The organism is Paenibacillus sp. J23TS9, assembly GCF_018403225.1.
Taxonomy (GTDB): Bacteria; Bacillota; Bacilli; order Paenibacillales; family Paenibacillaceae; genus Paenibacillus_AQ.
This window is the reverse complement of sequence record NZ_BOSG01000006.1, coordinates 211,381-238,027: the sequence shown is the minus strand read 5'-3', so window position 1 is coordinate 238,027 and position 26,647 is coordinate 211,381. Positions and strand designations below refer to the sequence as shown.

Annotated in this window: 20 protein-coding genes; all 20 read left to right on the top strand. The window is 52.1% G+C overall.

Features of this window, described 5'->3' with window-relative positions; all coding sequences use genetic code 11:
• The first annotated feature begins 2 nt into the window (after positions 1-2).
• The 20 genes from KJS65_RS26875 to KJS65_RS26780 all read left to right on the top strand — a co-directional run bounded on the left by KJS65_RS26875 (position 3) and on the right by KJS65_RS26780 (position 26,647).
• On the top strand, positions 3-1,361 hold the full coding sequence (locus KJS65_RS26875; RefSeq protein WP_213652894.1) for a response regulator transcription factor: 1,359 nt from the start codon (positions 3-5) through the stop codon (positions 1,359-1,361).
• A gap of 373 nt (positions 1,362-1,734) precedes the next feature.
• Entirely contained in the window at positions 1,735-3,456 is a 1,722-nt protein-coding gene (locus KJS65_RS26870; RefSeq protein WP_213652893.1) for an extracellular solute-binding protein, read from the top strand.
• 109 nt (positions 3,457-3,565) lie between these two features.
• Positions 3,566-4,456, top strand: a complete 891-nt coding sequence (locus tag KJS65_RS26865; protein WP_213652892.1) for an ABC transporter permease — start codon at positions 3,566-3,568, stop codon at positions 4,454-4,456.
• Between the two features lie 16 nt (positions 4,457-4,472).
• Positions 4,473-5,360: a carbohydrate ABC transporter permease gene (locus tag KJS65_RS26860; protein ID WP_213652891.1), complete on the top strand. Its 888-nt coding sequence runs from the start codon at positions 4,473-4,475 to the stop codon at positions 5,358-5,360.
• 37 nt (positions 5,361-5,397) lie between these two features.
• Positions 5,398-6,672, top strand: coding sequence for a Gfo/Idh/MocA family protein (locus tag KJS65_RS26855; RefSeq protein WP_213652890.1), 1,275 nt, complete (start codon positions 5,398-5,400; stop codon positions 6,670-6,672).
• A gap of 18 nt (positions 6,673-6,690) precedes the next feature.
• Complete coding sequence (locus KJS65_RS26850; protein WP_213652889.1) at positions 6,691-8,439, top strand: glycoside hydrolase family 35 protein; 1,749 nt, start codon at positions 6,691-6,693, stop codon at positions 8,437-8,439.
• A gap of 208 nt (positions 8,440-8,647) precedes the next feature.
• The gene (locus KJS65_RS26845; RefSeq protein ID WP_213652888.1) at positions 8,648-9,055 is read left to right on the top strand and encodes a MarR family winged helix-turn-helix transcriptional regulator; all 408 of its coding nucleotides are present in this window, start codon (positions 8,648-8,650) and stop codon (positions 9,053-9,055) included.
• A 148-nt stretch (positions 9,056-9,203) separates the two neighbouring features.
• The gene (locus tag KJS65_RS26840) at positions 9,204-9,692 is read left to right on the top strand and encodes a DoxX family protein (RefSeq protein ID WP_213652887.1); all 489 of its coding nucleotides are present in this window, start codon (positions 9,204-9,206) and stop codon (positions 9,690-9,692) included.
• A 566-nt stretch (positions 9,693-10,258) separates the two neighbouring features.
• Positions 10,259-11,440, top strand: coding sequence for an ROK family transcriptional regulator (locus KJS65_RS26835; protein WP_213652886.1), 1,182 nt, complete (start codon positions 10,259-10,261; stop codon positions 11,438-11,440).
• Positions 11,441-11,611: 171 nt separating this feature from the next.
• Positions 11,612-12,694 (top strand): extracellular solute-binding protein, encoded by a 1,083-nt coding sequence (locus tag KJS65_RS26830; RefSeq protein ID WP_213652885.1) that lies wholly within the window; start codon positions 11,612-11,614, stop codon positions 12,692-12,694.
• 164 nt (positions 12,695-12,858) lie between these two features.
• On the top strand, positions 12,859-13,941 hold the full coding sequence (locus tag KJS65_RS26825; protein ID WP_213652884.1) for an ABC transporter ATP-binding protein: 1,083 nt from the start codon (positions 12,859-12,861) through the stop codon (positions 13,939-13,941).
• A gap of 17 nt (positions 13,942-13,958) precedes the next feature.
• On the top strand, positions 13,959-15,704 hold the full coding sequence (locus KJS65_RS26820) for an ABC transporter permease (RefSeq protein ID WP_213652883.1): 1,746 nt from the start codon (positions 13,959-13,961) through the stop codon (positions 15,702-15,704).
• 198 nt (positions 15,705-15,902) lie between these two features.
• Positions 15,903-18,434, top strand: coding sequence for a PIG-L family deacetylase (locus KJS65_RS26815; protein WP_213653003.1), 2,532 nt, complete (start codon positions 15,903-15,905; stop codon positions 18,432-18,434).
• Between the two features lie 387 nt (positions 18,435-18,821).
• Complete coding sequence (gene argH, locus KJS65_RS26810) at positions 18,822-20,333, top strand: argininosuccinate lyase (RefSeq protein ID WP_213652882.1); 1,512 nt, start codon at positions 18,822-18,824, stop codon at positions 20,331-20,333.
• Complete coding sequence (locus tag KJS65_RS26805) at positions 20,330-21,367, top strand: N-acetylglucosamine kinase (protein WP_213652881.1); 1,038 nt, start codon at positions 20,330-20,332, stop codon at positions 21,365-21,367. Before argH ends, KJS65_RS26805 begins: the two co-directional genes overlap by 4 nt.
• A gap of 256 nt (positions 21,368-21,623) precedes the next feature.
• Positions 21,624-21,881, top strand: a complete 258-nt coding sequence (locus KJS65_RS26800) for a hypothetical protein (protein WP_213652880.1) — start codon at positions 21,624-21,626, stop codon at positions 21,879-21,881.
• A 261-nt stretch (positions 21,882-22,142) separates the two neighbouring features.
• Positions 22,143-22,616 carry a hypothetical protein gene (locus tag KJS65_RS26795; RefSeq protein WP_213652879.1) on the top strand — a complete coding sequence of 158 codons (474 nt, stop codon included), beginning with the start codon at positions 22,143-22,145 and terminating at the stop codon, positions 22,614-22,616.
• A gap of 136 nt (positions 22,617-22,752) precedes the next feature.
• Positions 22,753-23,202, top strand: coding sequence for a hypothetical protein (locus KJS65_RS26790; protein ID WP_213652878.1), 450 nt, complete (start codon positions 22,753-22,755; stop codon positions 23,200-23,202).
• Positions 23,203-23,769: 567 nt separating this feature from the next.
• Positions 23,770-25,383 (top strand): DNA cytosine methyltransferase, encoded by a 1,614-nt coding sequence (locus KJS65_RS26785; RefSeq protein ID WP_213652877.1) that lies wholly within the window; start codon positions 23,770-23,772, stop codon positions 25,381-25,383.
• Positions 25,376-26,647: a hypothetical protein gene (locus tag KJS65_RS26780; RefSeq protein ID WP_213652876.1), complete on the top strand. Its 1,272-nt coding sequence runs from the start codon at positions 25,376-25,378 to the stop codon at positions 26,645-26,647. The genes KJS65_RS26785 and KJS65_RS26780 overlap by 8 nt, the downstream gene beginning before the upstream one ends.

Below are 26,647 nucleotides of genomic sequence, written 5' to 3'. Positions count from 1 at the left end.
CCATGTATCGACTGTTAATCGTAGACGACGAGCCGGTAATCGTGAACGGCCTGGTTCAGCTTTTTCAGGAAAATACGGAGCTTGAGCTTGACGTATGCAAGGCGTATTCCGCCAAGGAAGCGCTGGAGACGGCAAAGAAGATGAAGCTCGACATTCTGGTCAGCGACATCCGCATGCCTCATAAAAGCGGACTGCAGCTGGTGGACGAAATTACCTACTATTGGCCGCATTGCCGGGTCATTTTTCTGACCGGATACAGCGAATTCGAATACGTGCATGAAGCGCTGCGCAAGAGCGCGGATAACTATATTTTGAAAACGGAGGGCATTGATCCGATTTTCGAGGCGGTGAAGAAGGCGTCGGCCAAGCTGGACGAGGAGAACCGGCGCAGAATCCGCGAGGAGAAGGCGAAGATGCATTTTCAGATCGCGGAATCCGTCCTCAGGAACGAGCTGATGCAGCGCGCATTGAGAGGCGAACCGATCCAGGGGCTGCTGTCCGATCCGCGCTATGAGGAGCTTTCTTTTGGCATCGACGCGGAGCGTCCGGCATTTTTCGTCGCGGCCAAAATCGACCGGATGGATGAGCTGCCCGCGAAGGTGGTTCAGGAGGCGATCCAGCGCATTTTCGGTAATGATCTGCCATCCACCTTCGCCTGCGAATATGCGGTCCTGGAGGACGGGGTGCCGGTATGGCTGCTGCAGCCCGGCACGGAGCTGCTCGGACGCTTTCAGGAAGGGGACGGCGAGCAGCGGCTTCACTGGCATGGAATCACGGTGTACATGAAGGGAATTTTGGAGCTGATTCAGAACGAGTGTGAGCAGCTGCTGGGCGCATCCGTATCCTTCGGCATTTCCGGCAACCTCGCCGGCCGCTGGGAAACCGCGGGGAGCCAGTATGAGACACTGCAGCGGATGCTGCAGGGGCGGGCCGCCATGGGCCACGATATGGTCATTGTCGACATTGAAAGAGCAAGCGTTCATGAAGAAGCGCTGTACGAGCCCGGACGCATGAAGCAGGAGGACATGAAGCAGCTGGTGATCGACCAGATTCACGGCTATATCGAGACGCATCTGTCCGGAGATGTCTCCTTGACCGCGATCGCGGAGGAGGTGCATTTCAATCCGTCCTATTTGTCGCGCTATTACAAGCAAATGACGGGGCAGAACCTTCAGGACTATATTCAGAACAAAAAGCTTGAGGGCGCGGTTCAGCTGATGAGGAATACGAGCCTGAAGCTGAATGAAATCGCGGCCAGGGTCGGCTTTGATTCGCACTCGTATTTCACGACCTTTTTCAAGAAAAAGATGGGGATGGCGCCTCAGGATTACCGCAACGCCCACCTGGCGGGAGGGAAATAACGGAGAATTGATCTCGTTCATGCTATGTATCCGTTCTTTCTCATTGCGTAAACAAGTTCTTGGTAATGTGCATCGTGGCCGCTACGGTTACGGATCGTTCTTCCGATCGCTGTTGTCTCCAAATTCTTTGGTTTTACTAGGAAAGAGGTATGAATTCGGAGACAAAGGCGAGCGCTATCGCTTCTTCAGAACGATTCCGTCCCCTTCGCTACATTTGCTTTTTATCAAGCAGATTTCATTCTATACAGATGGTAAACAAAGTGATAGCAATGTAAAAAACTCAAAATTGATAGCGTTTTCCTTCCAAAACTATAATGAAAGTACAGACAAGATTACACCAGCGACAGCACATAAAAGGGGGAAAGCATTTAACATGAAATGGAATAAGCCATGGAAAATGATTTTGGTTGCCACGATGACGTTATCCGTATTATCCGCCTGCTCGAGTCCCGCGAAGGATTCGGCCGGATCTTCACCCCAGACCTCTTCCAAGGAAGAGAAAACCAGCGACGCTCCGCCGGAGCCGCTCGGCAAATATGCCGACACGGTGACCGTCACGGAAGTGCTCGGCTATAATCCGCCGGAGGATCCGCGGACGCCGAAGGGCATTACGCCGGATCAGAATGCGTATCTGAAAGATCTGAAAGACATGATGAACATCGAAGTCAAATACAAATGGACGGTTCCAAACAGTCAGTATGAGCAAAAATTCTCGCTGGCCATGGCTTCGGCTGATTTGCCGGACATTTTGGAGCTGAGCCAGAAAGATTTTGAAAAGCTGAAAAATCAGGGCATGCTGGCCGATTTGACGCAAGCCTACAATGATTACGCTTCTCCTGAACTGAAGAAGTACATGGAGTCTGACGGCGGTTTTGCGATGAAGACCTTCTCCCAGGACGGGAAGCTGCTGGCGATGCCGGCTTTCGAAGACCCGTTCCTGTCCACGCAGCTGCTCTGGCTACGGAAAGACTGGCTTGATGCGCTAAAGCTGCAGCCGCCAAAAACGATGGATGACCTGGACAAGATCGCAGAAGCTTTTACAAAAAATGACCCGGATCAAAACGGCAAAAGCGACACCTACGGCGTCGCGCTGCAAAAAAACCTGTTCTTCTGGGGTTATGACCTGAGAGGCTTCTTTAACGGCTTTGGTGCTTATCCATCCGATGGCAACAACCAAACGGCATGGGTTAAAGACAGCGGCGGCAAGCTGATTCCAGGTTTGATTCAGCCAGAAGTGAAAACGGCGCTCGGTAAATTGCAATCCTGGTATAAGGATGGCATCCTGGATAAGGAATTTGCGCTGAAGGACGACACCAAGACGGTTGAGGACATTGTGGCAGGCAAAGTGGGTATTGTGTACGGCGAATGGTGGTATCCGAACTTCCCTCTGAACAACAGTGTCGATAAAGATCCGAAGGCGGACTGGATCGCCATTCAAATTCCTGGTTTGGACGGTCCGGGCAAATCGCTCGTGCCTAAAATCCGCAGCGGAAAAGCTTTCGCGGTCAACAAGAGTATGAAGCATCCGGAAGCTGCCATTAAAATGTTAAATTACTACATTGAAGTGGGCAAAAAGAAATATCAGGGTAAGACTGAGGCGAAAGACGGCTTTGTTTACAACTGGTTTAATCCGCGGATTTACAACCCGGCCTCGATCGATACGATCTATACGGAAGTCAACAAGGCGCTTGATGCGAAACAAACGGAAATTACGCTGGATGATGAAAACTTCAAAGATGTCGAAAGAGTATTCAAAGCCAGAAACGATTATTTATCCGGAAATACGGAAACCGGAAGCAAGGGCGTGAATTGGGGACTATATTTCAGCCGTGCAGCGAAAGACGGCGGTTGGGGAACAACACGCAAGATCAAGGAAAGCGGTGCTTTCGTGAACAACGAGTTCTACGGACTTCCGACGGAAGCGCAAGTTGAAAAAGGCGCTCAGCTTGATAAGCTGATGCAGGAATCTTTCACCAAAATTATTATGGGTGCTTCATTGGACGAGTTCGACAAGTTCGTTCAAAGCTGGAAATCCCTCGGCGGCGATCAAGTTACGCAAGAGGTGAACGATTGGTACGGCAAACAGGAGAAATAAATCAGGCTTTTAAGATGCTGCAACAATCGGATTGAAGTGGTGAACGGGAGGAGGAGCCTGATGATATCGGCGCTTCCTCCCGTTTAAGATTAGGCGGGGAGGTTCATCTGTGAGAACACTAAAAAAAGAATATTTACTTCATCTCATGCTGTTGCCGGGGATTATCGTGACGTTGATCTATGCTTACGGTCCCATGGCCGGCCTAGTCATGGCTTTTCAGCAGTTTGAGCCGCTATCAGGTTTTTTTCACTCGAAGTTCGTCGGGTTTGATAATTTCAAGTATGTGTTTAATATCCCTGATTTTAAGCAAGTGTTATGGAATACCGTATTGATTGCCGTTATTAAAATGGTACTCGCTTTGGTGGTGCCTTTGATTCTGGCTTTATTGCTCAACGAGGTTACCAAACGCTGGTTCTCACGCTTTATTCAGTCTGCCGTGTTCTTGCCATTCTTTCTGTCTTGGACGGTGCTTGGCGGCGTTGTTATCGAATTGTTCTCTTTGAGCGGCCCCATAAACGGATTAATTGCATCTATGGGATTGAAACCTATCATGTTCATGCTGGACAATCAGTGGTTCCGCGGTATCATCATCGGCTCCGATATCTGGAAGGGAATGGGCTATAACATGATCATCATGCTGGCCGCCATTACAGGCATCAATGCGACGCTTTATGAAGCGGCTGAAGTGGATGGCGCGGGAAGATGGAAGCAAATGCTTCATATCACTTTGCCGGGCATCGCTCCGATCATCATCGTGCTTGGGGTACTGAGCCTAGGCGGCATTTTGAACGCCGGGTTTGAACAAATCCTGATCATGTATAACCCGACCGTATACGAAGGATCTGACATTATCGACACGTTCGTGTACAGGCTTGGCATGTTCAGCCAGCAATTCGGGCCTGCGGCAGCCGTGGGACTGTTCAAATCGGTGATCTCGCTTGTGCTCGTGTCCGTGACCTACTATGCGGCTTACAAATTCAACAATTACCGGATCTTTTAGGCAGGAGGCAACAGACATGATTAGAACAACGCTTAGCAGAAGGGTTTTCGTGGTATTCAATACGCTGGTGCTTACCGCCATTACCCTACTCGGTATCATCCCTTTCATTCATTTGCTGTCCGTTTCCCTCAGCTCGAACACGGCGGCGATGGCTGGCGAAGTCAAGCTGTGGCCGGTGGGTTTCAACTTCGATGCTTACCGTTATCTTGGGGAGAAGGTGGAATTCTTCCGGGCTCTCGGCGTTTCCGTTGAGCGGGTGGTGCTGGGAACGGCTGTGAATATGTTTTTATGCTTCATAACCGCCTTTCCGTTATCGAAATCTGTGGATCAATTTAAATTCAGAACGGTGTATGTCTGGTTTTTTGCCGTCACCATGTTTTTTGGCGGTGGTCTGATTCCGACTTATATCATCGTAAAAAATACAGGCTTGATCGATTCGATCTGGGCGCTCATATTGCCTGGAGCGCTGAGCGTATGGAACATGGTGCTGATGCTGAACTTCTTCCGGTCGATCCCGCGGGAGCTGGATGAGGCTGCGACGATAGACGGTGCCGGACAATGGCGGGTTTTATGGCAAATCTATTTGCCCGTGTCGCTCCCTTCCATCGCTACGATTGGATTATTTACGATCGTAGGCCATTGGAATTCATGGTTTGACGGAATTCTTTACTTGAATTCCCCGGATAAATATCCGCTGCAGACGTATTTGTCCACGCTGATTATGTCGATCAATGCCCAGATGCAGTCCCTTTCGCTCGAACAGATCAAGGCCATGGAGAACCTGAGCGAGAAGACGCTGCAGACGGCACAGATCTTCATGGGGGCGCTGCCGATTATGGTCGTGTATCCGTTCCTGCAGAAGTACTTCGTAAAAGGCATGACGGTCGGAAGCGTCAAGGAATAGCAGCTTGTGATATATACGTAAGGGAGTGCACAATCGGATGAAGAAAGTAAAGGTAGCCTTAATCGGCGCAGGACTGCGCGGAATCAACTATTTGGAATATGCGGTCTCGCATCCGCACGAGCTGGAAGTGGTGGCCGTGGCGGAACCGGTGCGGGAGCGGCGGGAGAGCTTTCAGGCCAGACATCGCTTAGCGGACGAGATGTGCTTCGAGCATTGGGACGACTTTTTCAAAGCGCCGAAAATGGCCGATGCCGTCCTGATCTGTACGCAGGATCAGCAGCATTACGAGCCGACGATGAAGGCGCTCGAAGCCGAATATCACGTGCTGCTCGAAAAGCCGATGTCCCCCGATCCCGAGGAATGCATCAACATGGGTGAAATGGCGGCAAAGGCGGGGCTGGTATTCTCGATCTGCCACGTGCTGCGGTACACCCCGTTCTTCCAGACGCTGAAAAACCTGCTGGAGGACGGCAAGATCGGCAGGCTCATCTCGATTCAGCATAACGAAAACGTCGGGTATTGGCATCAGGCCCACAGCTTCGTGCGCGGCAACTGGCGCCGCAAGGACGAGTCCAGTCCGATGATCCTCGCCAAGTCCTGCCATGACCTGGACATTCTGTCCTGGCTGGCCGGCGCGGACTGCGTCAAGGTGTCCTCCTTCGGGGACCTGACCCATTTCAAAGCCTCCGAGGCGCCGGAAGGCGCGCCGCTGCGCTGCCTCGACGGTTGCCCGGTCGCGGATTCCTGCCTCTATTACGCGCCGAACGTCTATTTGACCGAGGACACGAACTGGCCGACATCGGCCATCAGCGATGACATGAGCTACGAAGCCCGTTATAAAGCGCTGGAGGAAGGACCGTACGGCCGCTGCGTGTATCATTGCGACAACGACGTGGTCGACCATCAGGTCGTCAATCTGGAATTCGCGAACGAAGTGACGGTCGCGTTCACGATGAGCGCGTTCACGCGGGACGTGAGCCGGGGTATCAAGCTCATGGGAACGACGGGCGAAATCCGGGGCGCGATGGAAAAGAATGAAATCGAAATTATCCACTTCGGCAGCGGCAAGGTCGAGCGGATCAGCTTCTCCGATATGGGCGGCCACGTCGGACACGGCGGCGGCGACATGGGACTCGTCAAGGACTTCCTGAAACTCGTCCGGGCGGACGGCGAAGGCGAGGGATTGACGTCGGCGGCACATTCGGTGCAGAGCCACCTGATGGCGTTCGCGGCAGAGGAATCCCGCATTTCGGGCGAAGTGATCCGTCTGGAGGAATTCGGACAGCGGTACAGCCGCGAGGAAGTGAAATAAACAGAGCGGGAGGACAACATGCCAACATTTCATTATTCGGGCTCTTCATTCATCCTGGATGACAAGCCTATCCAAATTTTATCGGGGGCGCTTCATTATTTCCGCGTGGTGCCGGAGTACTGGGAAGACCGGCTTCGGAAGCTGAAGGCTCTCGGGCTAAATACCGTGGAGACGTATGTGCCTTGGAATCTTCATGAGCAGACCAAGGGGCAGTTTAATTTTGAAGGGATTGCCGACCTGGAGCGTTTTGTCGGACTAGCCGGGGAGCTTGGCCTGCACGTGATCGTACGGCCGTCTCCATACATTTGCGCCGAATGGGAATTCGGCGGTTTGCCGGCATGGCTGCTGGCGGATTCGGACATGCGCCTGCGCTGCTTCCATCAGCCGTTTCTGGACCATGTGGACGATTATTACGATGTCCTGCTGCCGAAGCTGAAGCCGCTGCTCTGCACGCAAGGCGGGCCGATCATCGCCCTGCAAATCGAGAATGAATACGGAAGTTATGGCAACGATAAAGCCTACTTGAACTATCTCAAGGACGCGATGATCAAGCGCGGCATGGACGTACTGCTGTTCACCTCCGACGGTCCTGAAGACGCCATGCTGCAGGGCGGGATGGTCGATGGCGTGCTGGCGACGGTGAACTTCGGTTCGCGCGCGGAGGAAGCCTTCGACAAGCTGCGTGAGTACCAGCCGGACGCGCCGATTATGTGCATGGAATACTGGAACGGGTGGTTCGACCACTGGCGCGAAGAGCATCACACCCGTCCGGCCGAGGACGCGGCGGCGGTGCTGGACGATATGCTGCGCCTGGGCGCTTCCGTGAACTTCTACATGTTCCATGGCGGAACGAACTTCGGCTTCTGGAACGGCGCGAACGGACATACGGCGGACAGCTACGAGCCGACCGTGACCAGCTACGATTACGATGCGCTGCTCAGCGAAACTGGCGAGCCGACGGATAAGTATTACGCCGTGCAGAAGGTCATCTCCAAGTATGTACCTATCGAGCCGGCTGAGCTGCCTGCGCCGGTTCCGAAGCGGGCTTACGGCACCGTGGCCTTGACGGAGCAGGCTGCCTTGTCGGCGAACCTGGACAGCCTCTCGACGGCCGTTCATACAGCATATCCGGAACCGATGGAAAAGCTGGGGCAGGACTACGGTTTCATCCAATACCGGACGTTCATCTCCGGCCCGAGGCCGGAGGATGAGCTGTTCATTCAGGATGTGCGCGACCGCGCGCTCGTGATCCTGAACGGGGAGCTTGCCGGAACGCTGGACCGCGCCGAGCCCGGCCAGCAGATCAAGTTTGCAGTTCCGCCTGAGGGCCTCGAGCTGACCCTGCTCGTGGAGAACATGGGCCGCGTCAACTACGGTCCGTACATGAAAGACCGCAAAGGGATTACGGAGGGCGTCCGGTTCGGCAGACAGTTCCTGTCCGAATGGACGACGCATCCGCTGCCGCTCAGCGACCTGTCGGGGCTGGAGTTCGCTCCGGGTAGCGAGCCGAAAGGACAGGTATTTTACCGCGGCAGCTTTGAGGTTGACGAGCCGGCGGATACCTTTATCCGCCTGGAAGGCTGGACGAAAGGCGTCGTGTTCGTTAACGGCTTCAACCTGGGACGGTATTGGAGTATCGGACCGCAGAAGACGCTGTACTTGCCGGCTCCGCTGCTGCGCGAAGGCAGCAACGAGATCGTCGTGTTCGAGCTGTACGGCTGCGATGCGCCACAGGTCGAGTTCGTGGATCAGGCGGATTTGGGATAAGAATCAGATGTTTGCATGAAACCGCCGGGCATGATGGCCCGGCGGTTTTTTGATGTGGGTATGAACTCGCTCATTAGGAAAGCGCATCAGCATCAGCCAGATTATTCCAAAAAATGATTTGACAATACAGTTTAGCTGCTATACACTTTAGTATATGATGAATAACTATCAACGATTAAAAGAAGAAATTAGCACCCAACTGCTGGACGTGTTCAAAACATTTAGCAAGCTGGACCGCAAGAACAGGGACTACGGCGTCGATGAGCCCTTATTTCATTCGGAGGTATATACACTTAATGAGATCCGGGAGCACGAAGGTATCCACATTACGGCGCTGGCAGAACGCTGCGGCGTGACGAAAGGGGCCATATCCCAGGTCCTGAAGAAGCTGGAACAGAAAGGGCTCATCATCAAAGAAAAAGATGCACGTAACCAATCGCGATTGATGCTGAAGGTCACGCCTAAAGGTGAAATTGTATACGCCCGCCATCTGGATTACCAGAATCAATTCAAAGACATGGTCATGCAAGTCTTGGGGAGTGCCCCCGACGATCAGGTGGGGTTTATGAAGGATTTTTTAATGACGCTGGAAAAACAGCTGGACCGAATGCATTGAAGAAAGCAACATCTTGATACGGGAATTCTGCTATTGTTTCATTTTCGCATTTCTAATCGGGTGATGAAGTGGACTAGTTGAATGACCATTTTTTTGTGTAATGTGTTTAGTATCTATACACTTTGAAAAATTGAATGGAGGTAGTTTCATGGAGCCGCTTATCGTGCTTGTTGTCGTTTCGCTGGTTATTTTTATTGCAGGTGCTGCGGGAGTCCGCCGCTTACGCCCGTGGCCTATTGCGCTTCGGGGCGGGCTTGCGGCGATGTTTATGCTGACGGGGACCGTTCACTTCGTTTATCTTCGCTCCGAGCTGATCGACATGGTGCCGCCAATCCTGCCGTATCCCGGCTTGATCGTGACGGTCTCGGGCGTTTTGGAATTGGCTGGTGCCGTAGGGTTGTTATGGCGACCCACCGCTGCGTGGGCAGCGGGCGGGCTGACACTCCTATTGATCGCCATGTTCCCTGCTAATCTATACATCGCCTTGAATGGCCTTGCCACGAGCCCGGAGGATGAAGTGATCCCTCGCACCCTCATGCAAATCCTGTTTTTGTCCGTGAGCATAACCATATGGGTCTATTACCGGCGGAATCGTAATGCACGGAGACTGCGCAAAGATGTTGGACAGATCGGATAAGTAATAAACCATGGTCGTATCGCTATAAATCCCCCGCAGACAGAACCTTCATCAAATCAGGAGTTCTATCTGGGGGATTTCATGTAAGGCAGCAAATTTTGATGCAGTCGTCTAGAGCAAAAAAATATGGAATTCTTGAAAAAGAACGGCCCATTCGATGGGCTGTTCTTCTTTTTTTTACGAGCCGATTTCCAGGTATTTACGCCTAATGATCGTCCGTTTTATTCTCGTCCGTAAGGCAGGGGGAGTATTGGGAACCGGGAAAAAGGGTCCGGGATGAAAGTCGTAGCCCCGCAAAAACGTTTTTGAGTTATTTTTGCAGCCTAAAACAGGGAATATTCCAACGTTGGGAATAGCAGGAAATATCCTACCGTTCGGGGGCGAGGAGAGCTTTCGACCCTTCGGAAAAGGGAGGAGCAGGGCGGGGCATTCGAGTTTTTCCGACACTTAGGAAGAAATTCTCATTTTTGGGTAAACGCATTGACGATTTGTAAGCGCATTCATATACTTGAGCCTAAATTTGAATTTGTTAGTTATTTTAACAAAGTAAGGTGGTGGATGACATCGTGATCGGCAGGGGAAGAACCGGAAACACCAAATTCGTCAAACAGATGAACCGGGAAGGCATATTGCATCAGCTCCGGCAGGAGCCCCGCTTGTCACGAGCTGAACTGGCAGTAAAAACCAACCTCAGCCGGCCCTGCGTGTCGGCGCTCGTGGAGGAGATGATTCAGGAAGGGCTGATTTGCGAGGTCGGCACCGGGGAATCCAAAGGGGGGCGCAGGCCGATTCTGCTGGAATACAACGTGCAGGCGTACGCGGTCGTCGGTGCGGTATTCGAGGGCAGCGAGCTCGAAATGGCGGTGGCCGATATGAAAGGTGAAATGATCGCGCAGCGGCATGCCCGCTTGAAGCAGCCGGTGGACGGGGACTCCGCGCTGAAGGCGCTGGAGGAGACGCTCGCGCGTTTGCTCGCAGCAAGCGGGATCGACCGCGACAGGGTCATCGGCATTGGCGTGGGCCTCCCCGGTATTACCCAGCGCCGCAGCGGCACCGTCAGCCATGCCCCGAGCACGGGCTGGATGGACCTGCCGGTAGGCCGGGAGATTGAGGAACGCCTGCGGCTGCCGGTCGTGCTCGACAACGACGTCAACATGATGACGCAGGGCGAATTTTCCGGCGGCGCGGGAGCCGGCGTTTCCAGCTTGGTCTATATGTATGTCGGCACCGGCATCGGCGCAGGGATCATCCTGGACAAGCAGCTGTACCGGGGAAGCCGGGAAGCCTCCGGGGAAATCGGCTACATGCGGATCGGCGACTCGCCGGCCCGCCGCAAAGGCGAATTCGGCGTGTTCGAGAAAAACTTCTCGGTTACCGGCATTCACGGCAAAGCCAAAGCGCTTGGCCTAGCTGTCGATCCCGAAGCGAGCATTTTGCAGCAGCTTATCCGGTTGAGCGGGGAAGGCAGCGCGCCCGCGAAAGTTCTCCTGAACGAGGTGTATCATGGCTGGGCCTCCGGAATCGCCAACATGGTCAGCGTGCTCGATCCTGAAATGCTGGTTTTGAGCGGCGAGATGCTTCACTTGGATGAGGCGGGGCTGAACCGGATTCGCGAGCTGCTGCTGGAGTGGGTGCCGGTGGTGCCGGATATCCGCCTGGCCGAGCTGCGCGAGCGCGCGGGCCTGATGGGCGCGGTGCACAGCGTGCTGGAGGCGCACCCGTTCGCAGGAACGCCGGGCGTTAGTTAAAAATTTGGAATTTAAAAATGGGTTCATCATGTGCTTAGGCGGGCGGAGTAGCGAGGGATCGGAATCGTTTTGAAGAAGCGTGAGCGACCTTAAAAACAATTCGGAACCGCAGCGGACAATCCGCAACATTTAAGGATCTAATTTCAATTTTTTACAAGGGGGATTCGAACAATGACAAGGAAATGGTTCAAGCTCGGCATGCTGTCCATGGCGCTGACAATGACGGTCGGTTTAACGGCATGCGGCGGGGGAGACAAGGAGCCGGCCGCATCCAGCGGCGGTGATAGCGGCTCCAAAGGATCGAAGAAGCTCGTCATTTACACCGCCCGCGACAAAAACGTCGTCGAGCAGATCGTGCCGAAGTTCAAGGGGCTGAACCCGGGCATCGACGTCGAGGTAATGACGATGGGCGCGCAGCAGATCATGGAGCGGGTGCGCGGCGAAAAGGCCAATCCGCAGGCGGATTTCTGGTGGGGCGGCACGCAGTCTTCTTTTATTACGGCGGCGAACGAAGGCCTGCTGGAAACGTATAAGCCGAGCTATGCGGACAGCATCCCGGCCGAATACAAAGACGCGCAGGACCGCTGGTACGGCGAGATGCTGCTGCCCGAGGTGATCATGTACAACTCCGAAGCGCTGAAGAAGGAGGATGCGCCAAAGGATTGGGACGACCTGCTCGACCCGAAATGGAAGGACCAAATTCTGATCCGCGGCGTCATGGCGTCCGGCACGATGCGGACGATCTATGACGCGATGATTTACCGCCAAGACTCGGCGAGCCCGGACAAAGGCTACGAATGGCTGAAAAAGCTTGATGCCAACACGAAAGAATACACGCAGGACCCGACGCAGCTGTACCTGAAGCTGGCCCGCCAGGAAGGCACGCTGTCGCTGTGGAACCTCCAGGACATCCTGATCCAGAAGGAAATGCAGAAGCAGCCGTTCGATTACATCTATCCGGCCAGCGGTGCGCCGATCCTGGTGGACGGCGTCGGCATCGTCAAGGACGCCAAGAACATGGAGAACGCGAAGAAGTTCTTCGACTTCATTTTCGATGAAGATCAGCTGAAGGAAAAGGCGGACAAGCTGTTCCAGATCCCGACCCGGACCGACATCGACAAGAGTCAGTTCCCGGATTGGTACAAAAACCTCGATACAAAATCGCTCGATCTGGACTGGACGGTGCTGGCGGACAAAGAGAAGGAATGGATGCAGCATTGGGACGAGAACATCAAGGGCAAGGGCGGAAAATAACGGAATAGGGTGCTTTGCTTTAGGCGATACAAGAGGCAGCGGCGGGGGAGCTCCCCGCCGGGTCTGATGGAATATCCGGCAGGCAGTTAAGCGTGAGTGGGTTATATGAAAGGCCGATCAGGCTTGCAAAGATACGCGAAACGAATTGAAGGAGGACTAACGATATGATTGGAGTCACGCTGGATCGCGTCAGCAAAACGTTTGGCGGGGCCAAAGGTGTGGAGGACGTGGACGTACATATCAAGCCAGGCGAGTTTTTTACCTTTCTGGGCCCGAGCGGCTGCGGCAAGACGACCACTTTGCGCATGATTGCCGGCTTTTACTACCCCAGCGACGGGCGCATCCTGTTCGGGGAGCAGAATGTGACCAATATGCCGCCCAACAAGCGCAACACGGGCATGGTTTTTCAAAACTACGCCTTATTCCCACACATGACCGTCTTTGAGAATATTGCTTTCGGTCTCCAAGTCCGTAAACAGGGGAAGGCGGAGATACGCGAGAAGGTGACGCGCGCCCAGAAGCTCGTGCATCTGGACGGCTACGGCGAGCGCCGCATCGACCAGCTGTCGGGCGGCCAGCAGCAGCGGGTCGCGCTCGCACGCGCTTTGGTGATCGAACCGAATATTCTCCTGCTCGATGAGCCGCTGTCCAACCTCGACGCAAAGCTGCGGGACGAGACGAGGCAGGAAATCAAAAGGCTGCAGCTGGAGCTCGGCATCACGACGATCTACGTAACGCATGATCAATCGGAAGCGATGTCGATGTCCGACCGGATCATGGTCATGAAGGACGGCGTCGTGCAGCAGATCGGCGCGCCGCTTGAAATATACAACCGCCCGGCCAACCGTTTTGTCGCCTCGTTCATCGGCGAAACCAATCTGTGGGAAGGCACGGTGGAACGCGTGGAAGGCGGTCTGGCGGATATTCGGATCGCGCCGGATGTGCTGCTGACCGGCCTCGCCGCGAACGCTTCGCCCGCATGCAAGCTGGCGGCGGGACGGAAGGTGACGCTGTCGGTACGTCCGGAGGCCATCCGGGAGGCCGGCCTGCCTGAACAAGGTGAAGCCAATACGTTATCGGTGAAGGTGCGGCTGTCGGAGTTCACCGGCGTCAGCGTGAACGTGATCGCGGAAGCCGGACCGCTGTCCGTGAAAGCTTTGTTCGTCGGGCAGGGGCAGCGCATGAGGGAGCCGGGCGAGGAAATGCTGTTAGCCGTGGCTCCCAATAGCATTTACTTTTTGGAATAAGGGGGTGAGCCGAAGCGATGAACCAACCACAACCACAACCGCGGCGGCAGCCGACACTTCGTCCGAACAGCCGCTGGAGCGCGCTGACGACGTCGCGGCATTTCGTCTACGTGCTGATCGCGCCGCTGTTTCTCATCCTGCTGGCCTATGTCATATATCCATTTTTCCAGACGTTCCTGCAGAGCATCAAGCAGGAGGGGAGCTTTTCGCTCCAAAATTATTCCCGCTTCTTCAGCCTAGACCATACAGCGAACCTCGAAGCGCTGTGGACGAGCGTGTACATTTCGGTGCTCAGTGTTCTCACCTGCGGCATCGTGGGCATCAGCATGGCGTTCCTGCTCGAAAGGTATGATTTCCCCGGCCGCAAGCTGCTGTCGGTGCTCGTCCTCGTACCCATGGCGCTGCCGCCGCTGATCGGGGTGCTGTCCTTTGAATTTTTGTACGGATCGAGCGGGATCATCCCGCGCGGTCTGCAGCATTTGCTCCATCTGGAAAAGCCGCCATTTACCTTAAAAGGCATCTGGGGCGTGCTCGTCGTCCATACGTTTACGATGTACACCTATTTCTATATGACCGCGTCTTCGGCGATCAAAGGGCTTGACCCTTCGCTGGAGGAAGCTGCTGCGAACCTTGGCGCAAACCGCTTCACCATTTGGCGGCGGGTGATTCTGCCCATGCTGACGCCCGCGATCGTCGCGGCATCGCTGCTCGTATTCATGATCTCGATGGCGTCCTATACGGCCCCATTGATTTTCGGGATCGAGCGGACGATGACGATGCAGATTTACCTGTCGCGCACGAATGGTGACCTGGACATGGCCGCGACGCAGTCGACGCTGCTGTCCATCGTGTCCATCCTGTTCCTCATCCTGATGAGATGGTATCAGGGCGCAAGGAACTACCAAAACATGAGCAAGGGCGTCAGCGTGCACCGGACCGAGGTGAAGAGCCGGGCCGGGCGCAACGTCTCGATGATGCTGTCTTTTCTCGGGGTGCTCGTGCTCATGCTGCCGATCCTCGTGATCGTGCTGCTCGCGTTTTCCGAAGACGGGAAGTGGACGACCCAGGTTTTGCCGCCGTCGTACACGCTTGATCATTTCAAGGATTTGTTCACCGACAGCAAAACATGGCGTCCGATCGCGAACAGCTTCAAAATCAGCATCGTTGCCACGATCGGCAACCTGCTGTTCGGTGTCGCCGCCGCCTACGCTATTGTGCGCATGCGCTTCAAAGGCAAAACGCTGCTCGATATCCTGATCATGCTGCCTTGGGCGCTGCCGGGAACGGTCGTGGCCGTGAACCTGATCACGGCGTTCAGCGAGCCGAATGCATTCTCGTTCGGGCAGGTGCTGATCGGCACGTTCTGGATTTTGCCGCTCGCGTATTTCGTCCGGCATCTGCCACTGATCTTCCGCTCGACGTCGTCGACACTGATGCAGACCGACCGCTCGGTGGAGGAAGCGGCGCGTAACCTGGGCGCATCCTGGTGGTACACCTTCCGCCGCGTCGTGTTCCCGATGGCGCTGAGCGGCATCCTGGCGGGCACGCTGCTGGCCTTGGTGGAGGGCATCGGCGAGTTCGTCGCCTCGATCCTGCTGTACACGAACAAGACGACGCCGATCTCGGTCGAGATTTTCCAGCGGATGTATGCGTTCGAATTCGGAACCGCCTGCGCGTACGGCGTGCTGCAAATCGTCATGATCATTCTTGTGCTATACGTTTCCCGCAGACTGACCGGCGGCAATGCCGGCTCCGCGATTTAACCATAGATTGTCCTGAACCTGAAGCGGCAAGAAACAGTCCCATTCATTGCGCGCCCGGCTTGTCCGATCCTGTACGGGCCTTTCGCGATAATGATACAAACTTTCACGCTTGAAGGAGGAGAAGTAACGTTGAATCCAAATCAATCGAGCAAGAAACGCAGGGGTAACAAGTGGGTGGCAGCATCCCTGAGCCTGGTGATGGCCGGAACGCTGGCTTTGCAGGCCGGTCCGGGAAAGGCATCCGCCGACAGGGGGGTGGTCGATTTATGGAAAGCGATCAAGCCGCTCACCACCGTTGCCAGCGCAATGAACACGGGAGCTCACCCGGACGATGAGCACAGCGCGACGCTGGCGTATCTGTCGCTCGGTCTTGGCGTGGATACATACAGCGTCATCGCGAACCGCGGAGAAGGCGGGCAGAACGAAATCGGCAGCGAGCTGGGCAATGCCCTCGGCATCATCCGTACGCGGGAGCTGCAGGAGGCATCGAAAATTACCAACGTGACGCTGGCGAACCTGAGCCAGAAGCTGAACGATCCGATCTTTGATTTCGGATTCTCCAAGAGCCCGGACGAAACCTTGGCCAAATGGGGCGAGGACGTTGCCTACGAGCGGCTGATCCGTCAAATTCGTGAAAAACGTCCGGACGTGCTCATTCCGGCGTTTCTGAACGAGGATTCGACGCATGGCCATCACCGCGCGGTGAACGTGCTGACCGTGCGGGCTTTTAAGGATGCGGGCAATCCGCAGGTATTCCCGGAGCAGCTGAAGGAAGGACTTCAGCCTTGGCAGCCGAAGAAGCTGTACGTGCCTGCCACGGACAAGGCGTATGATGCCTCTTTGCCGGTGAATGCATACAATGAGCTGTACGGCGCTTCCTATGCCCAGCTCGGCGAAGAATCCCGTTATATGCACAAGAGTCAAGGCATGGGCAGACAGGTGGACGAAGGCCAAGGAACGGCGTATTACAAGCTGGAGGCAACAGCGGACGGATCAAAGGCAAGCGGAAAGCCGGAAACATCGCTCTTCGGCGGTATCGCCTTCACGTTCGATGATCTGGCCAAAGAAATCAATGCCAAAGGAAAAGACAATAAAGTCGCCAAGCAGCTGAACACACTGCAAAAGGACGCAAACGAAGTGATTGCGGCTTATCCCGCATTCGATCAAGTTGCCCGCGAAGTCCATGAGATGAAAGCGGACGTGCAAACCGCGGTGGAGCTGGTGAAGTCCTCTTCTTTGGATGCATCTGCGAAAAACGACCTGCTGCACCGGCTGGACGTGAAGGACAGACAGCTGAATAAGGCCAGCCAGGAAGCGACTTCCGTCGTCGTAAAGGTGAAGCCGGAGACCGGAGAGCTCGTTCCGGGGCAAACCGCGAAGGTAACCGTTACCGCCTTCAACGGCGGGGACGTCAACGTCGGCAAGGTCGATCTGAAGCTGAACGTGCCCGAGGGCTGGAATGCGAAGGCGGTTGGAGCCGCGACTTTCGCCAAGCTGGACAAAAATGAAACGGTCAAAACGGAGTTCGAAGTAACCGTGCCGAAGCAGGTCGAGGATTTCAACCCTTATGCGCTCCCACTTATTTCCGCGGATATCCGGTATGAAGCGTTCGGAGCGCAGGCGACGCTGCATGCGGTTCCGGACAATGCGGTCGCGGTGCTGCCGCCGGTTGCGCTGACCCTCAGCCCGGAAGCTACGGTGCTGAATACGCTGAAGCCGGAAGATGCCGTATCCGTGAAAGTCACGGCGACGAATTACGCGCCAGGGGCCGAGACGACGAAAGTATCGCTGAAAACGCCGGAGGGCTGGACGGTAGAGCCTGCTGTGCAGGAGCTGAAGTTCGCTGCCAAATACGAAACCAAGACGGCCGAGTTCACCGTCAAAGCGCCTGCGGGCGTGAAGGCAGGAAGCTACAGCCTGTCGGCGGTATCGAGCATTGGCACAACGGACAGCAGCAGAACAGTGCAGGTCATCCACTATCCGCATATCGGCAAAACGTACTACATCAAGCCGGCGAACCTCGCCATTCAGGCGTTCGATCTGAAGGTACCGCAAGGTCTGAAAGTAGGCTACGTCTCCAGCGGGTTCGATAACATCGATCAAGTGTTGCGCCAAGTGGGCGTCAACGTCACGAACCTGGATGCCAAAACGATTCAGTTCGGCGATTTGTCGCAGTACGACACCATCGTGCTCGGCATTCGGGCATATGCATTCCGTCCGGAGCTGATTCCAAGCAACCAGCGTCTGCTTGATTTTGCCAAGAACGGCGGCAACCTGGTCGTTCAGTATCATAAGCCGGAAGATAAATGGTCGCCGGAGCTGGCTCCGTATCCGATCAAGATCGGGGAGCCGCTGATCCAGTGGCGCGTCACGGACGAGAATTCCAAGGTGACCATGCTGGCGCCGGATCATCCGATCTTCAATACACCGAACAAAATCACGGCCGCCGATTGGGAGAACTGGATCCAGGACCGCTCCGCCTATAATCCGTCCGAATGGGGCAAGGAGTATACGGAGCTGATCTCGAACGGCGATGCGGGTGAAAAAGAATTTACCGGCACGTTCCTCTCGGCCAATTACGGCAAAGGAACCTATACGTATAGCTCGCTCGTTTGGTACCGCGAAATGCCAAGCCTGGTACCGGGCTCGATCCGCATGTTCGTGAATATGATCAGCCTGAAGCAGGGCGCGGCGTCCACGGGGACGGCGGCTCCTTCGGACAGCAAGTGATTAATCTGGAATTATAGGATGTTAAGTAATCAAAATTAGGTTGTGTGAAAAAGGGTGGGCGCGAAGCGGTGTGCTTCGCGCCGCACCTTGGATGTTGGGATGTATGAAGATTCGTAGAGTTTATATAAAATGAACGCTAGGAATCTACAGTTGCTCAGCGGAGAGGTCGAATGATTATAGGCAAAAGTAGCGGAGGAGTCGGAATCGTTCAGGAGAAGCGTAGCGTTCGCCTTTGTGAGCGGATTTCGACCATGAACTCATTTCAATCAAAGAAATCCGCGAGCAACAGCGATCGAAGGAACGATCCGGAACCGAAGCGGTCACCTTGCACGAAGTAAATATTTTATATTGATCGATACATAAAACGAAGGAAGGGAATGGGACAACATGAGGACTCGGGAACAGATTTTACAGCAGGAAGGCGGGCATTTTCCGGGACGCACGTATACGGAAGTAGTGCTTGAACCCGCTTTTGACGAAGCGAAGACGAGCTTGCTTGGAGCCATGATGGCCATCAACAAAGCGCATCTGATCATGCTGAAGGAGCAAGGGCTCGTCAGTGAAGAGGAGGCCGTGCAGATCGCGTCGGCCATTTGCGGCCTTGACCTGGAGGGGCTTCGCCAAGCGGAATATACCGGACAATTCGAAGACCTGTTCTTTCAGGTCGAGCATGAGCTCCATGCAGCGGCCGGAGACATTGCCGACAACCTGCATCTGGCCCGCAGCCGCAACGATATGGGCATCGCGATTTATCGGATCGTGCTGCGGGAGAAACTGCTCGTGACGCTTCGCGGAGCCCTTGCACTCAAGAGCCAGTTGCTGTCGTTCGCGGAGGAGCATGCGGACACGATCATGATCGGCTATACCCATACGCAGCAGGCGCAGCCGACCACCCTGGCCCACTACATCATGGCGGTGGCGGACTCGCTGGACCGCGACATCCGCCGGCTGCAGGCGGCCTACGCCAACTGCAATCGGAGCAGCATGGGCGCGGCAGCGCTGACGACCTCAGGCTTCGCCATCAGCCGCGAGCGTGTGCAGGAGCTGCTCGGCTTCGACGAGCTGATCTACAACTCGTACGACGCGATCGGCGGCGCCGATTACGTCGGTGAGATGATGACCGCCGTGCAGCTCGCGGCCATCAACCTCGGCAGATCATCGCAGGATTTCCTGCTATGGTGCACACAGGAATTCGGCATGCTACGCGTTGCCGATCCGTATGTGCAGATCAGCTCCATCATGCCGCAGAAGCGAAACCCGGTCTCGTTCGAGCATATGCGCGCGCTGCTCTCCAGCTGCGTCGGCAACACCCAAACCGTCCTGACCATGATGCATAATACCCCGTTCGGCGACATCGTGGATACCGAGGACGATATGCAGCCATATGCCTGGAAGGCACTGCAGGTGCTGGAACGGATGTATCGCCTGCTCTCCTGCGTCATCGGGACGGTGGACGTCAACAAGGAGGTGCTGCGCAAACGAACCGAAGGCAGCTTCGCTATCGTGACCGAGCTTGCGGATACGCTGGTGCGCACCGACGGCTTGTCGTTCCGCGGCTCCCACCATATCGTGAGCCGCCTCGTGAAGCATGCCGTCGCCGAAGGCCTCGCCGCGAACGAAATCACGCTGGAGCTCGTCAACGAGATTGCGCTGCAAGTCATCGGACGGAAGCTGTCGCTCACCGCAGAGCAGCTGCGGCTTGCGCTGGATCCGGTACACTTCGTAGATATTCGCACCCTGCCCGGCGGGCCGGCTCCTTCCGAAATTCGCAGCGTGATCGCCAAGCGAAAGGAGAGCCAGCAGGCGCAGGAGCAGTGGCTGGACGCGGCCCGCGCCAGCACGGCGGGCGCGCTGGAGAACCTGGACCACTCGCTGGCCGGCTGGAGCGTCAGCCGATGAACTCGGCAGCGATTCCCCTGCTGGCCGTGGACGGCGGGGGAACCAAATGCCTGGCCGTGTTCGCGGACGCCGAAGGGCGCATGCTCGCAAGCGGGCGCGCGGGGTCCTGCAACTACCAGGGCGTGGGCCGCGAGGCCGCGGCGCTGGAGCTGACGCGGGCGATCCGAGAGGCCAAGCGGCAATTGACGGCAGAGGGAAATGGGGGGATGACGGCATCTTCATTTGGCGTATCTCCGACAGAACAAACTCCAGCGGCGGAGGAAGACGGACCGCTGCAGGTTGCCTGCGCCGTCTTCGGGCTTGCGGGCCTCGACACCGCTTACGACCGCCGCATCATTGAGGAGCTTGTCCATGAAGCGCTCGCCAGCACGCAGGTGCAGGCGGATCGCGTCGCCGTGGAGAACGACGGCGTCGCGGCCCTGCTCGGCGCCTCAGGTGGCGATCCCGGCATCCTGATCATCGCCGGTACCGGTTCGATCGTGTACGGGATCAACGCCAAGGGCGCCCGCGCCCGCGCCGGCGGCTGGGGCCACCGCGTAGGCGACGAAGGCAGCGGCTACTGGATCGGCAAGCAGGCGATCCGGGCCGCGCTGCGCGGATACGACGGAAGAGGCGTCGCCACGTCGTTAACTGATAAGCTGCTTCAGCACCTGAATCTGCAAAATGAAGAGGAGCTGTTCAACTGGGTTTACTCCGCTGCCTACAGCGTGGATAAGACGGCCGAGCTGAGCAGGCTCGTGGGCGAAGCGGCTCAAGAAGGTGACGTGCCTGCCCGCCGAATTCTCGAATCGGCAGCCGATGAGCTGTTTCTGGGAGCGCAGGCGGTTGTGCAGAAGCTTGGCCTGTCCGAGGCTGATGGCCCTTTTGTCGTGATTATGCAGGGAGGAGTGCTGCAGTACAATCCCGTCGTGCGAAGCCGATTGGCAGAGCGGATCGCGGCATTTTCGTCGCTTGCGAGGGTGGACGAAGCGAAGCGGGAGCCGATTTATGGGGTGATTGGGCAGGGGAGGAGGTTGTTGGATTTCCTTGATTAAGGTGGGCGTAATTGATTTGATCGATATCGTTTGAAATCTGTTACTTCTGGAGACTAGCGCTCCAGGAGTATTTTTTTATCCATCTAGAGAGGAATATGGACGACGCTTCGAAAAAAGCATGCCTATCTGAACCCATATCTTCCCGGACAAGAATCAACTCGCTAATCAATAAAGGGCTTTCTCGTTTCTTTCATTATTTTAGAATACGAAGATTGGATATAGCAAAGATGATTAGTAAAGAAAGGTGGAATTAATCATGTTAAAAAAATTGGTTTTAACAACCTTTGCAATAATGCTGATTTCAAGGGCTGCCATAACTGCAAATTTATCAGCGGATTCTAATAGTACCATTCCCTTGAGTTCGGAAATTGGTGATTCAGAAGGATCATTAACAAGCCGTACTTCTGTTGATAGTTTAGTTCCAGAATTAAGTGCCATAGAAGAGCCAAAAACGGATCCGGACATAAATCCAAATTTGGATCTTGATACGTTCAGGAGTGTAGGGGGAAATTGATACAAAACATGGGAATTTTGTATAAGTAGAGTTTTTAATGAAGTTGAGATAGCACGAGAACTAAGACAAATTGGACCAGATACGAAGCAAGTAATTCTTAATTTTGGAATCTTTTTAAGAAGGGATTCCTCGATATAAGAGAAAAGTTATGTAAAAGGAGCAGTTGTCGAGAGACATCTGCTCCTTTTACAAGCGGATAATTGTTAAACATAGCTTGACGGGGGCAATATCAGAGTAACGACGCCAGACGCTCGATACGTTTTGTCGAAGTTCGGCAATTACCATCTGACGAGGATCGCCTGGGACGGTACGAAGTATGTCATTTTTGGTAGCAATACGGAATACGAAATGGAAATTTACAGGAAGCCTTTCGAGGGATTCGTCTTGCCGGACGGTCTCACATGGAAGAAAATCAGCTTTAATTCTAAAGAAACGATTCAGAATTTAGATTGGAGTTCCGGCGGCTTCGTGGCTGTCGGTGTGAAGCACATCTTTACGTCGAGGGACGGGGAGAACTGGACCACTACATACACATTGAATAATCAATATGGAGCCGATTCACTGAAAGTCGTGAACGGAACGTATTTTGTGAGCAGTTCGAGTGATGGCTACGTGCTCGTAACCGGTATATCGGCGTGGGCAACGGCTTTATACATCCACGGACGGCGTGTCTTGGAAGAAGCTAATGACTCTGCCGAACGGGGCCGGCCTGAAGACGATCGTGTACGGCCTTAACATGTATGTTGCTACTGGCTACTTGTACTGGGGCGAAGAGGGCATTCACGGCGTCGCCTATACCTCGAAGGACGGTACAACCTGGAAATAGGTCGATCTGGCTCACATTCAAACCAAAATTTACAAGCTCTACCCGGTGAAAAACGACTTAACCGGCATCGGATTGAACGATATGCAGGACCGGCCTGACGTTACCTACTCGATCTATACCGCGGACGGCAAAATGTGGAGCTACCAGATGATTGGAACGACGACCGGCGGCGATTTCAATGCACTTGCAACGAACGGAAAACGGACCATCGCCGTAGGCTTATACGGCAGCGTCGTATACACGGATGACGGAAAAACATGGCGGAGCAGCAGCAATCCGTTCTCCTACAAAGGGAGAATGGGAAGAGCCCATCTATTCGACGTCGTCTGGGGAGCTGGAAACAGGCAAACGTCAAATTCTCGGATTAGTTACGGCGATTTGCGCAATATCATCTGGACAGGGAATTTTTTCGTAGCTTCCGACCAAGTGTACGGCACGTATACGTCCAAGGACGGCGTGAACTGCGGATTGCCAGCGTCAGCGAGGATTGGCTGACCTCCATGATCTATGATGGCAAACGGCTGCTCGCCGCCTTCCACATTCACAACAATGATACCGGCCGCGGCACGACGAAAATTATGCAGACCTCCGACGGCGTCCACTGAAAGCTCGTGAGTTACTTTTGAATGATGCAGTGTCGATGAGGTGGTTCCGACCGACCAGGCTGCCTTTGGGAATATTAGACTACGTCTATAAAATGTTTGGGAAATTGTACCTAATTACTGTAGAATAGAGTATAATGATGTGTGAATAAATTGGAGAGTTGTTATATAATTCTTATTTTTCTAGGAGAGATATCTCGAACAGTTCCACTAAAGGAGCATTAAGTATTTATTTAAGAAATAAATCAAATGGGACGATACTCAAGAATTGTTTTTTTATATGAAAGTTTAATAATACATGGATATAAATGATTATTAATGCGAGAAATATAAAGTAAAGAGATATGGAAGTTGAATTTTTTTGGATGATTTATTTATGAATGAATCGAAAATAGTAATTTATATAAGTTAAATGGATGATATAATAGAAACAAACGTTCGAAATGAAAGGTACTGAATAATGAGAGTAGCAGACTTTTTTTGTGGTGCTGGTGGCTTTTCAGAGGGATTTAGACAGGCAGGTTTTAGAACCATATTTGCTGTTGATAAATGGATGCCAGCCGTAAAAACACATCATGGAAATCATCCACATTCAAATACTATTTTAGATGATGTTGAAAGATTATCTAAGCTTTCTGAAGATGAATTTCACGAATTAGTTCCAGATACTGAGATTATTATAGGTTCACCACCATGTGTGGCATTTTCAAACTCTAATAAATCGGGCAAGGGAGATAAGGCATTAGGAATAAGATTGTTGGAAGCGTATTTGAGGATAGTTGCTCGAAAAAAATATAAGAAGGATTCAATTTTACAGTATTGGATACTTGAAAATGTACCTAATATTGAAAAGTATATTAAACCGTGCTATTCAGCTAGTGATTTGGGTTTGAGTGGAGATTTTGTATTACAAGTGATACATGAAAATTCAGGTGTATATAATTCAAAAAACTTTGGAGTTGCACAAAATCGCAAGAGGTTTTTATGTGGCGAATTTCCAAATCCTAGGTTAGCTGTTTTAGAAGATAGGCATGTACTTCCACTAAAAGTAATTCTTGAAGCACTAGGAGATCCTCAGGAAGGATTGAACCAGCTAATAAATGATCCTAATTATGATTTTCAAATGCATTCGAGAGAAGTTACTGATCATCATTTTATTAAGGAACTCGCACAGCATGAATGGCAGAAAGCAAAGCAATTAAAAGATGATAAGGGTTATATGGGGAAAATGTCTTTCCCGGAAGATATAAATAAACCAGCTAGAACTGTTATGGCTAACTCGTCTGTATCTTCAAGGGAATCAATAATTTATGGCTACAAAAAAAATAGATACAGGATGCCAACTGTTAGGGAGCTGGCATCAGTGATGAGCTTTCCCATAGATTATCAATTTTATGGTGATTCAAGAGGTGTGAAATCCAAGTTGGTAGGAAATGCAGTTCCCCCTAAAATGGCATTTGCATTTGCTAAATCAATAGCTGAGAGCACAGCCAGGGATGTACCTGCTCAGTACAGACCAATTCAACATTCTAAAAACCTCAATTTTATTAACTTAAATCATACTGTATTTCCTCTTAATAGAGAGAAGCCTAAAAAGGACACAGCTCGCTTCAAGTATCACATTCCGTATTTAATAGTTAATGCGTTTAGGGTTGAATTGACAAATTACAAGTCTGATTTTGAAAAAAAAGAGTTTCTATGGAATGTTGAGATTCATAAAAGTCAGGGACCAAGAGCTAGAATATTTACGCCATCTATAAGTAATGTATATACAAATAACAAAGTTATAGATGATAAAATTCTAGAATTCATAAATTCTATAGAGTATAAATTAGTATCTTTTGAAACCTTTCAGCGTCATTATTGTTTGACTTCTGATGACCGACAGGGGTTACTTGGTCCGAATGAGCTGTTAGATTCTGTGAAAAAGTTTATAGTAGGTATCTCATATGATATTTCGACCGAGGATATTAATATTGATGAAGAGCCTTACTCATTACCTTCTGTCATATACATTGGTTATATAGTGCTTACAAATATAATTGAAAAGATGAGGGGAATAATGAATGAATGAAGATTTAAGAATTAAGAAACTCAAAGACATCCTTGAAAAGGATAAACCATATATGACGGGGATAAGGATTAGATATAAAAAAGGAGAAGTTCAGGAATTTAATGCTTATAAAATTCCATTAGATTTTCTTATTTATAATAAATACAATGGTAGAATTGGAAGTGCTGTAAAGTCTTTCGAGAAACAATATAGGCAACTAAATCCAGAGGTTGAGGAAGATAGTAATATAATTGAGCAATATCTTTATTTATCTAAAGAAGGTAGAAATGAAACAACACTTAAAAACTTGATTGAGAATGGTCAGCAACAATACGGAATAGTTACAAATAGTGGAGTAATTATTGATGGAAATAGACGTGCAAGTTTATTGAATAGGATTTATCATAATAGAAGTAATTGGCCTAATCATAATCTTGAAAGTTGTCAATATTTTATTGCAGTAATTCTTCCTGATTCTCCCGAACCGAAAGAAATTATGAAATTGGAAACAACGTATCAAATGGGAGCTGACGAGAAATTAGATTACAATCCTATTGAAAAGTATCTAAAATGTAAAGACCTGGGTGCGGTCGGATATACTGAATATGATATAGCTGAGATGATGGGGGAAAAAGAGAGTACAATTAAAGAATGGATAGAGATTATGGAGCTTATGGATAGTTATTTAAATTACTTGGAATATGATGGAATTTATACAAGATTAGAAAGACGTGAAGGACAATTTGTCGATTTAAACGCTTATTTAAAAGCATACACGAAAGGAACTTCGAAAGTAGAATGGGGATTCAAAGATGCCGATGTTTCTGATTTGAGAGCTGTTTGCTTTGATTATATTAGAGCTCAATACGAAGGAAAAGAGTTTAGAGCTATAGCTAAACCAAGCAAGAAAGATGGAATTTTTTGTGATGAGGCAATATGGAAGGCATTTTTGGGGGAACATTCTAAAACAATTGAATCGATTGAAGAAGAAACGCCCGATAAAATATATAAAGATAATCCAGATGGTGATTTATCAAAACTATTAGAGGCTCGCGATGAGTCTTGGAAAAATAAAAGTAGAGGCTTATTACAAGGGAATCTAAATATATCAGTAAGGAAACTAGAAGATAAAAAAGATGCAAATCAACCATTAGAATTATTAAAGAGAGCAAAAAATGCACTTGAAGCAATCAATCCTGATGCATTAGAAACAAGTAACATGCATCTAGTTAAGGAAATTAATTCAATTGTATATCAATTTAAAAAAATAATTGAAAGGAAATAG

Excerpts from the sequence above, each read along its gene's own strand:
- KJS65_RS26820 (WP_213652883.1), top strand. The coding sequence starts at position 13,959 with ATGAACCAACCACAACCACAACCGCGGCGGCAGCCGACACTTCGTCCG.
- KJS65_RS26785 (WP_213652877.1), top strand. The coding sequence starts at position 23,770 with ATGAGAGTAGCAGACTTTTTTTGTGGTGCTGGTGGCTTTTCAGAGGGA.
- KJS65_RS26825 (WP_213652884.1), top strand. The coding sequence starts at position 12,859 with ATGATTGGAGTCACGCTGGATCGCGTCAGCAAAACGTTTGGCGGGGCC.
- KJS65_RS26850 (WP_213652889.1), top strand. The coding sequence starts at position 6,691 with ATGCCAACATTTCATTATTCGGGCTCTTCATTCATCCTGGATGACAAG.
- KJS65_RS26840 (WP_213652887.1), top strand. The coding sequence starts at position 9,204 with ATGGAGCCGCTTATCGTGCTTGTTGTCGTTTCGCTGGTTATTTTTATT.
- KJS65_RS26875 (WP_213652894.1), top strand. The coding sequence starts at position 3 with ATGTATCGACTGTTAATCGTAGACGACGAGCCGGTAATCGTGAACGGC.
- KJS65_RS26860 (WP_213652891.1), top strand. The coding sequence starts at position 4,473 with ATGATTAGAACAACGCTTAGCAGAAGGGTTTTCGTGGTATTCAATACG.
- KJS65_RS26815 (WP_213653003.1), top strand. The coding sequence starts at position 15,903 with ATGGCCGGAACGCTGGCTTTGCAGGCCGGTCCGGGAAAGGCATCCGCC.
- KJS65_RS26870 (WP_213652893.1), top strand. The coding sequence starts at position 1,735 with ATGAAATGGAATAAGCCATGGAAAATGATTTTGGTTGCCACGATGACG.
- KJS65_RS26855 (WP_213652890.1), top strand. The coding sequence starts at position 5,398 with ATGAAGAAAGTAAAGGTAGCCTTAATCGGCGCAGGACTGCGCGGAATC.
- KJS65_RS26830 (WP_213652885.1), top strand. The coding sequence starts at position 11,612 with ATGACAAGGAAATGGTTCAAGCTCGGCATGCTGTCCATGGCGCTGACA.
- KJS65_RS26805 (WP_213652881.1), top strand. The coding sequence starts at position 20,330 with ATGAACTCGGCAGCGATTCCCCTGCTGGCCGTGGACGGCGGGGGAACC.
- KJS65_RS26800 (WP_213652880.1), top strand. The coding sequence starts at position 21,624 with ATGTTAAAAAAATTGGTTTTAACAACCTTTGCAATAATGCTGATTTCA.
- argH (WP_213652882.1), top strand. The coding sequence starts at position 18,822 with ATGAGGACTCGGGAACAGATTTTACAGCAGGAAGGCGGGCATTTTCCG.
- KJS65_RS26780 (WP_213652876.1), top strand. The coding sequence starts at position 25,376 with ATGAATGAAGATTTAAGAATTAAGAAACTCAAAGACATCCTTGAAAAG.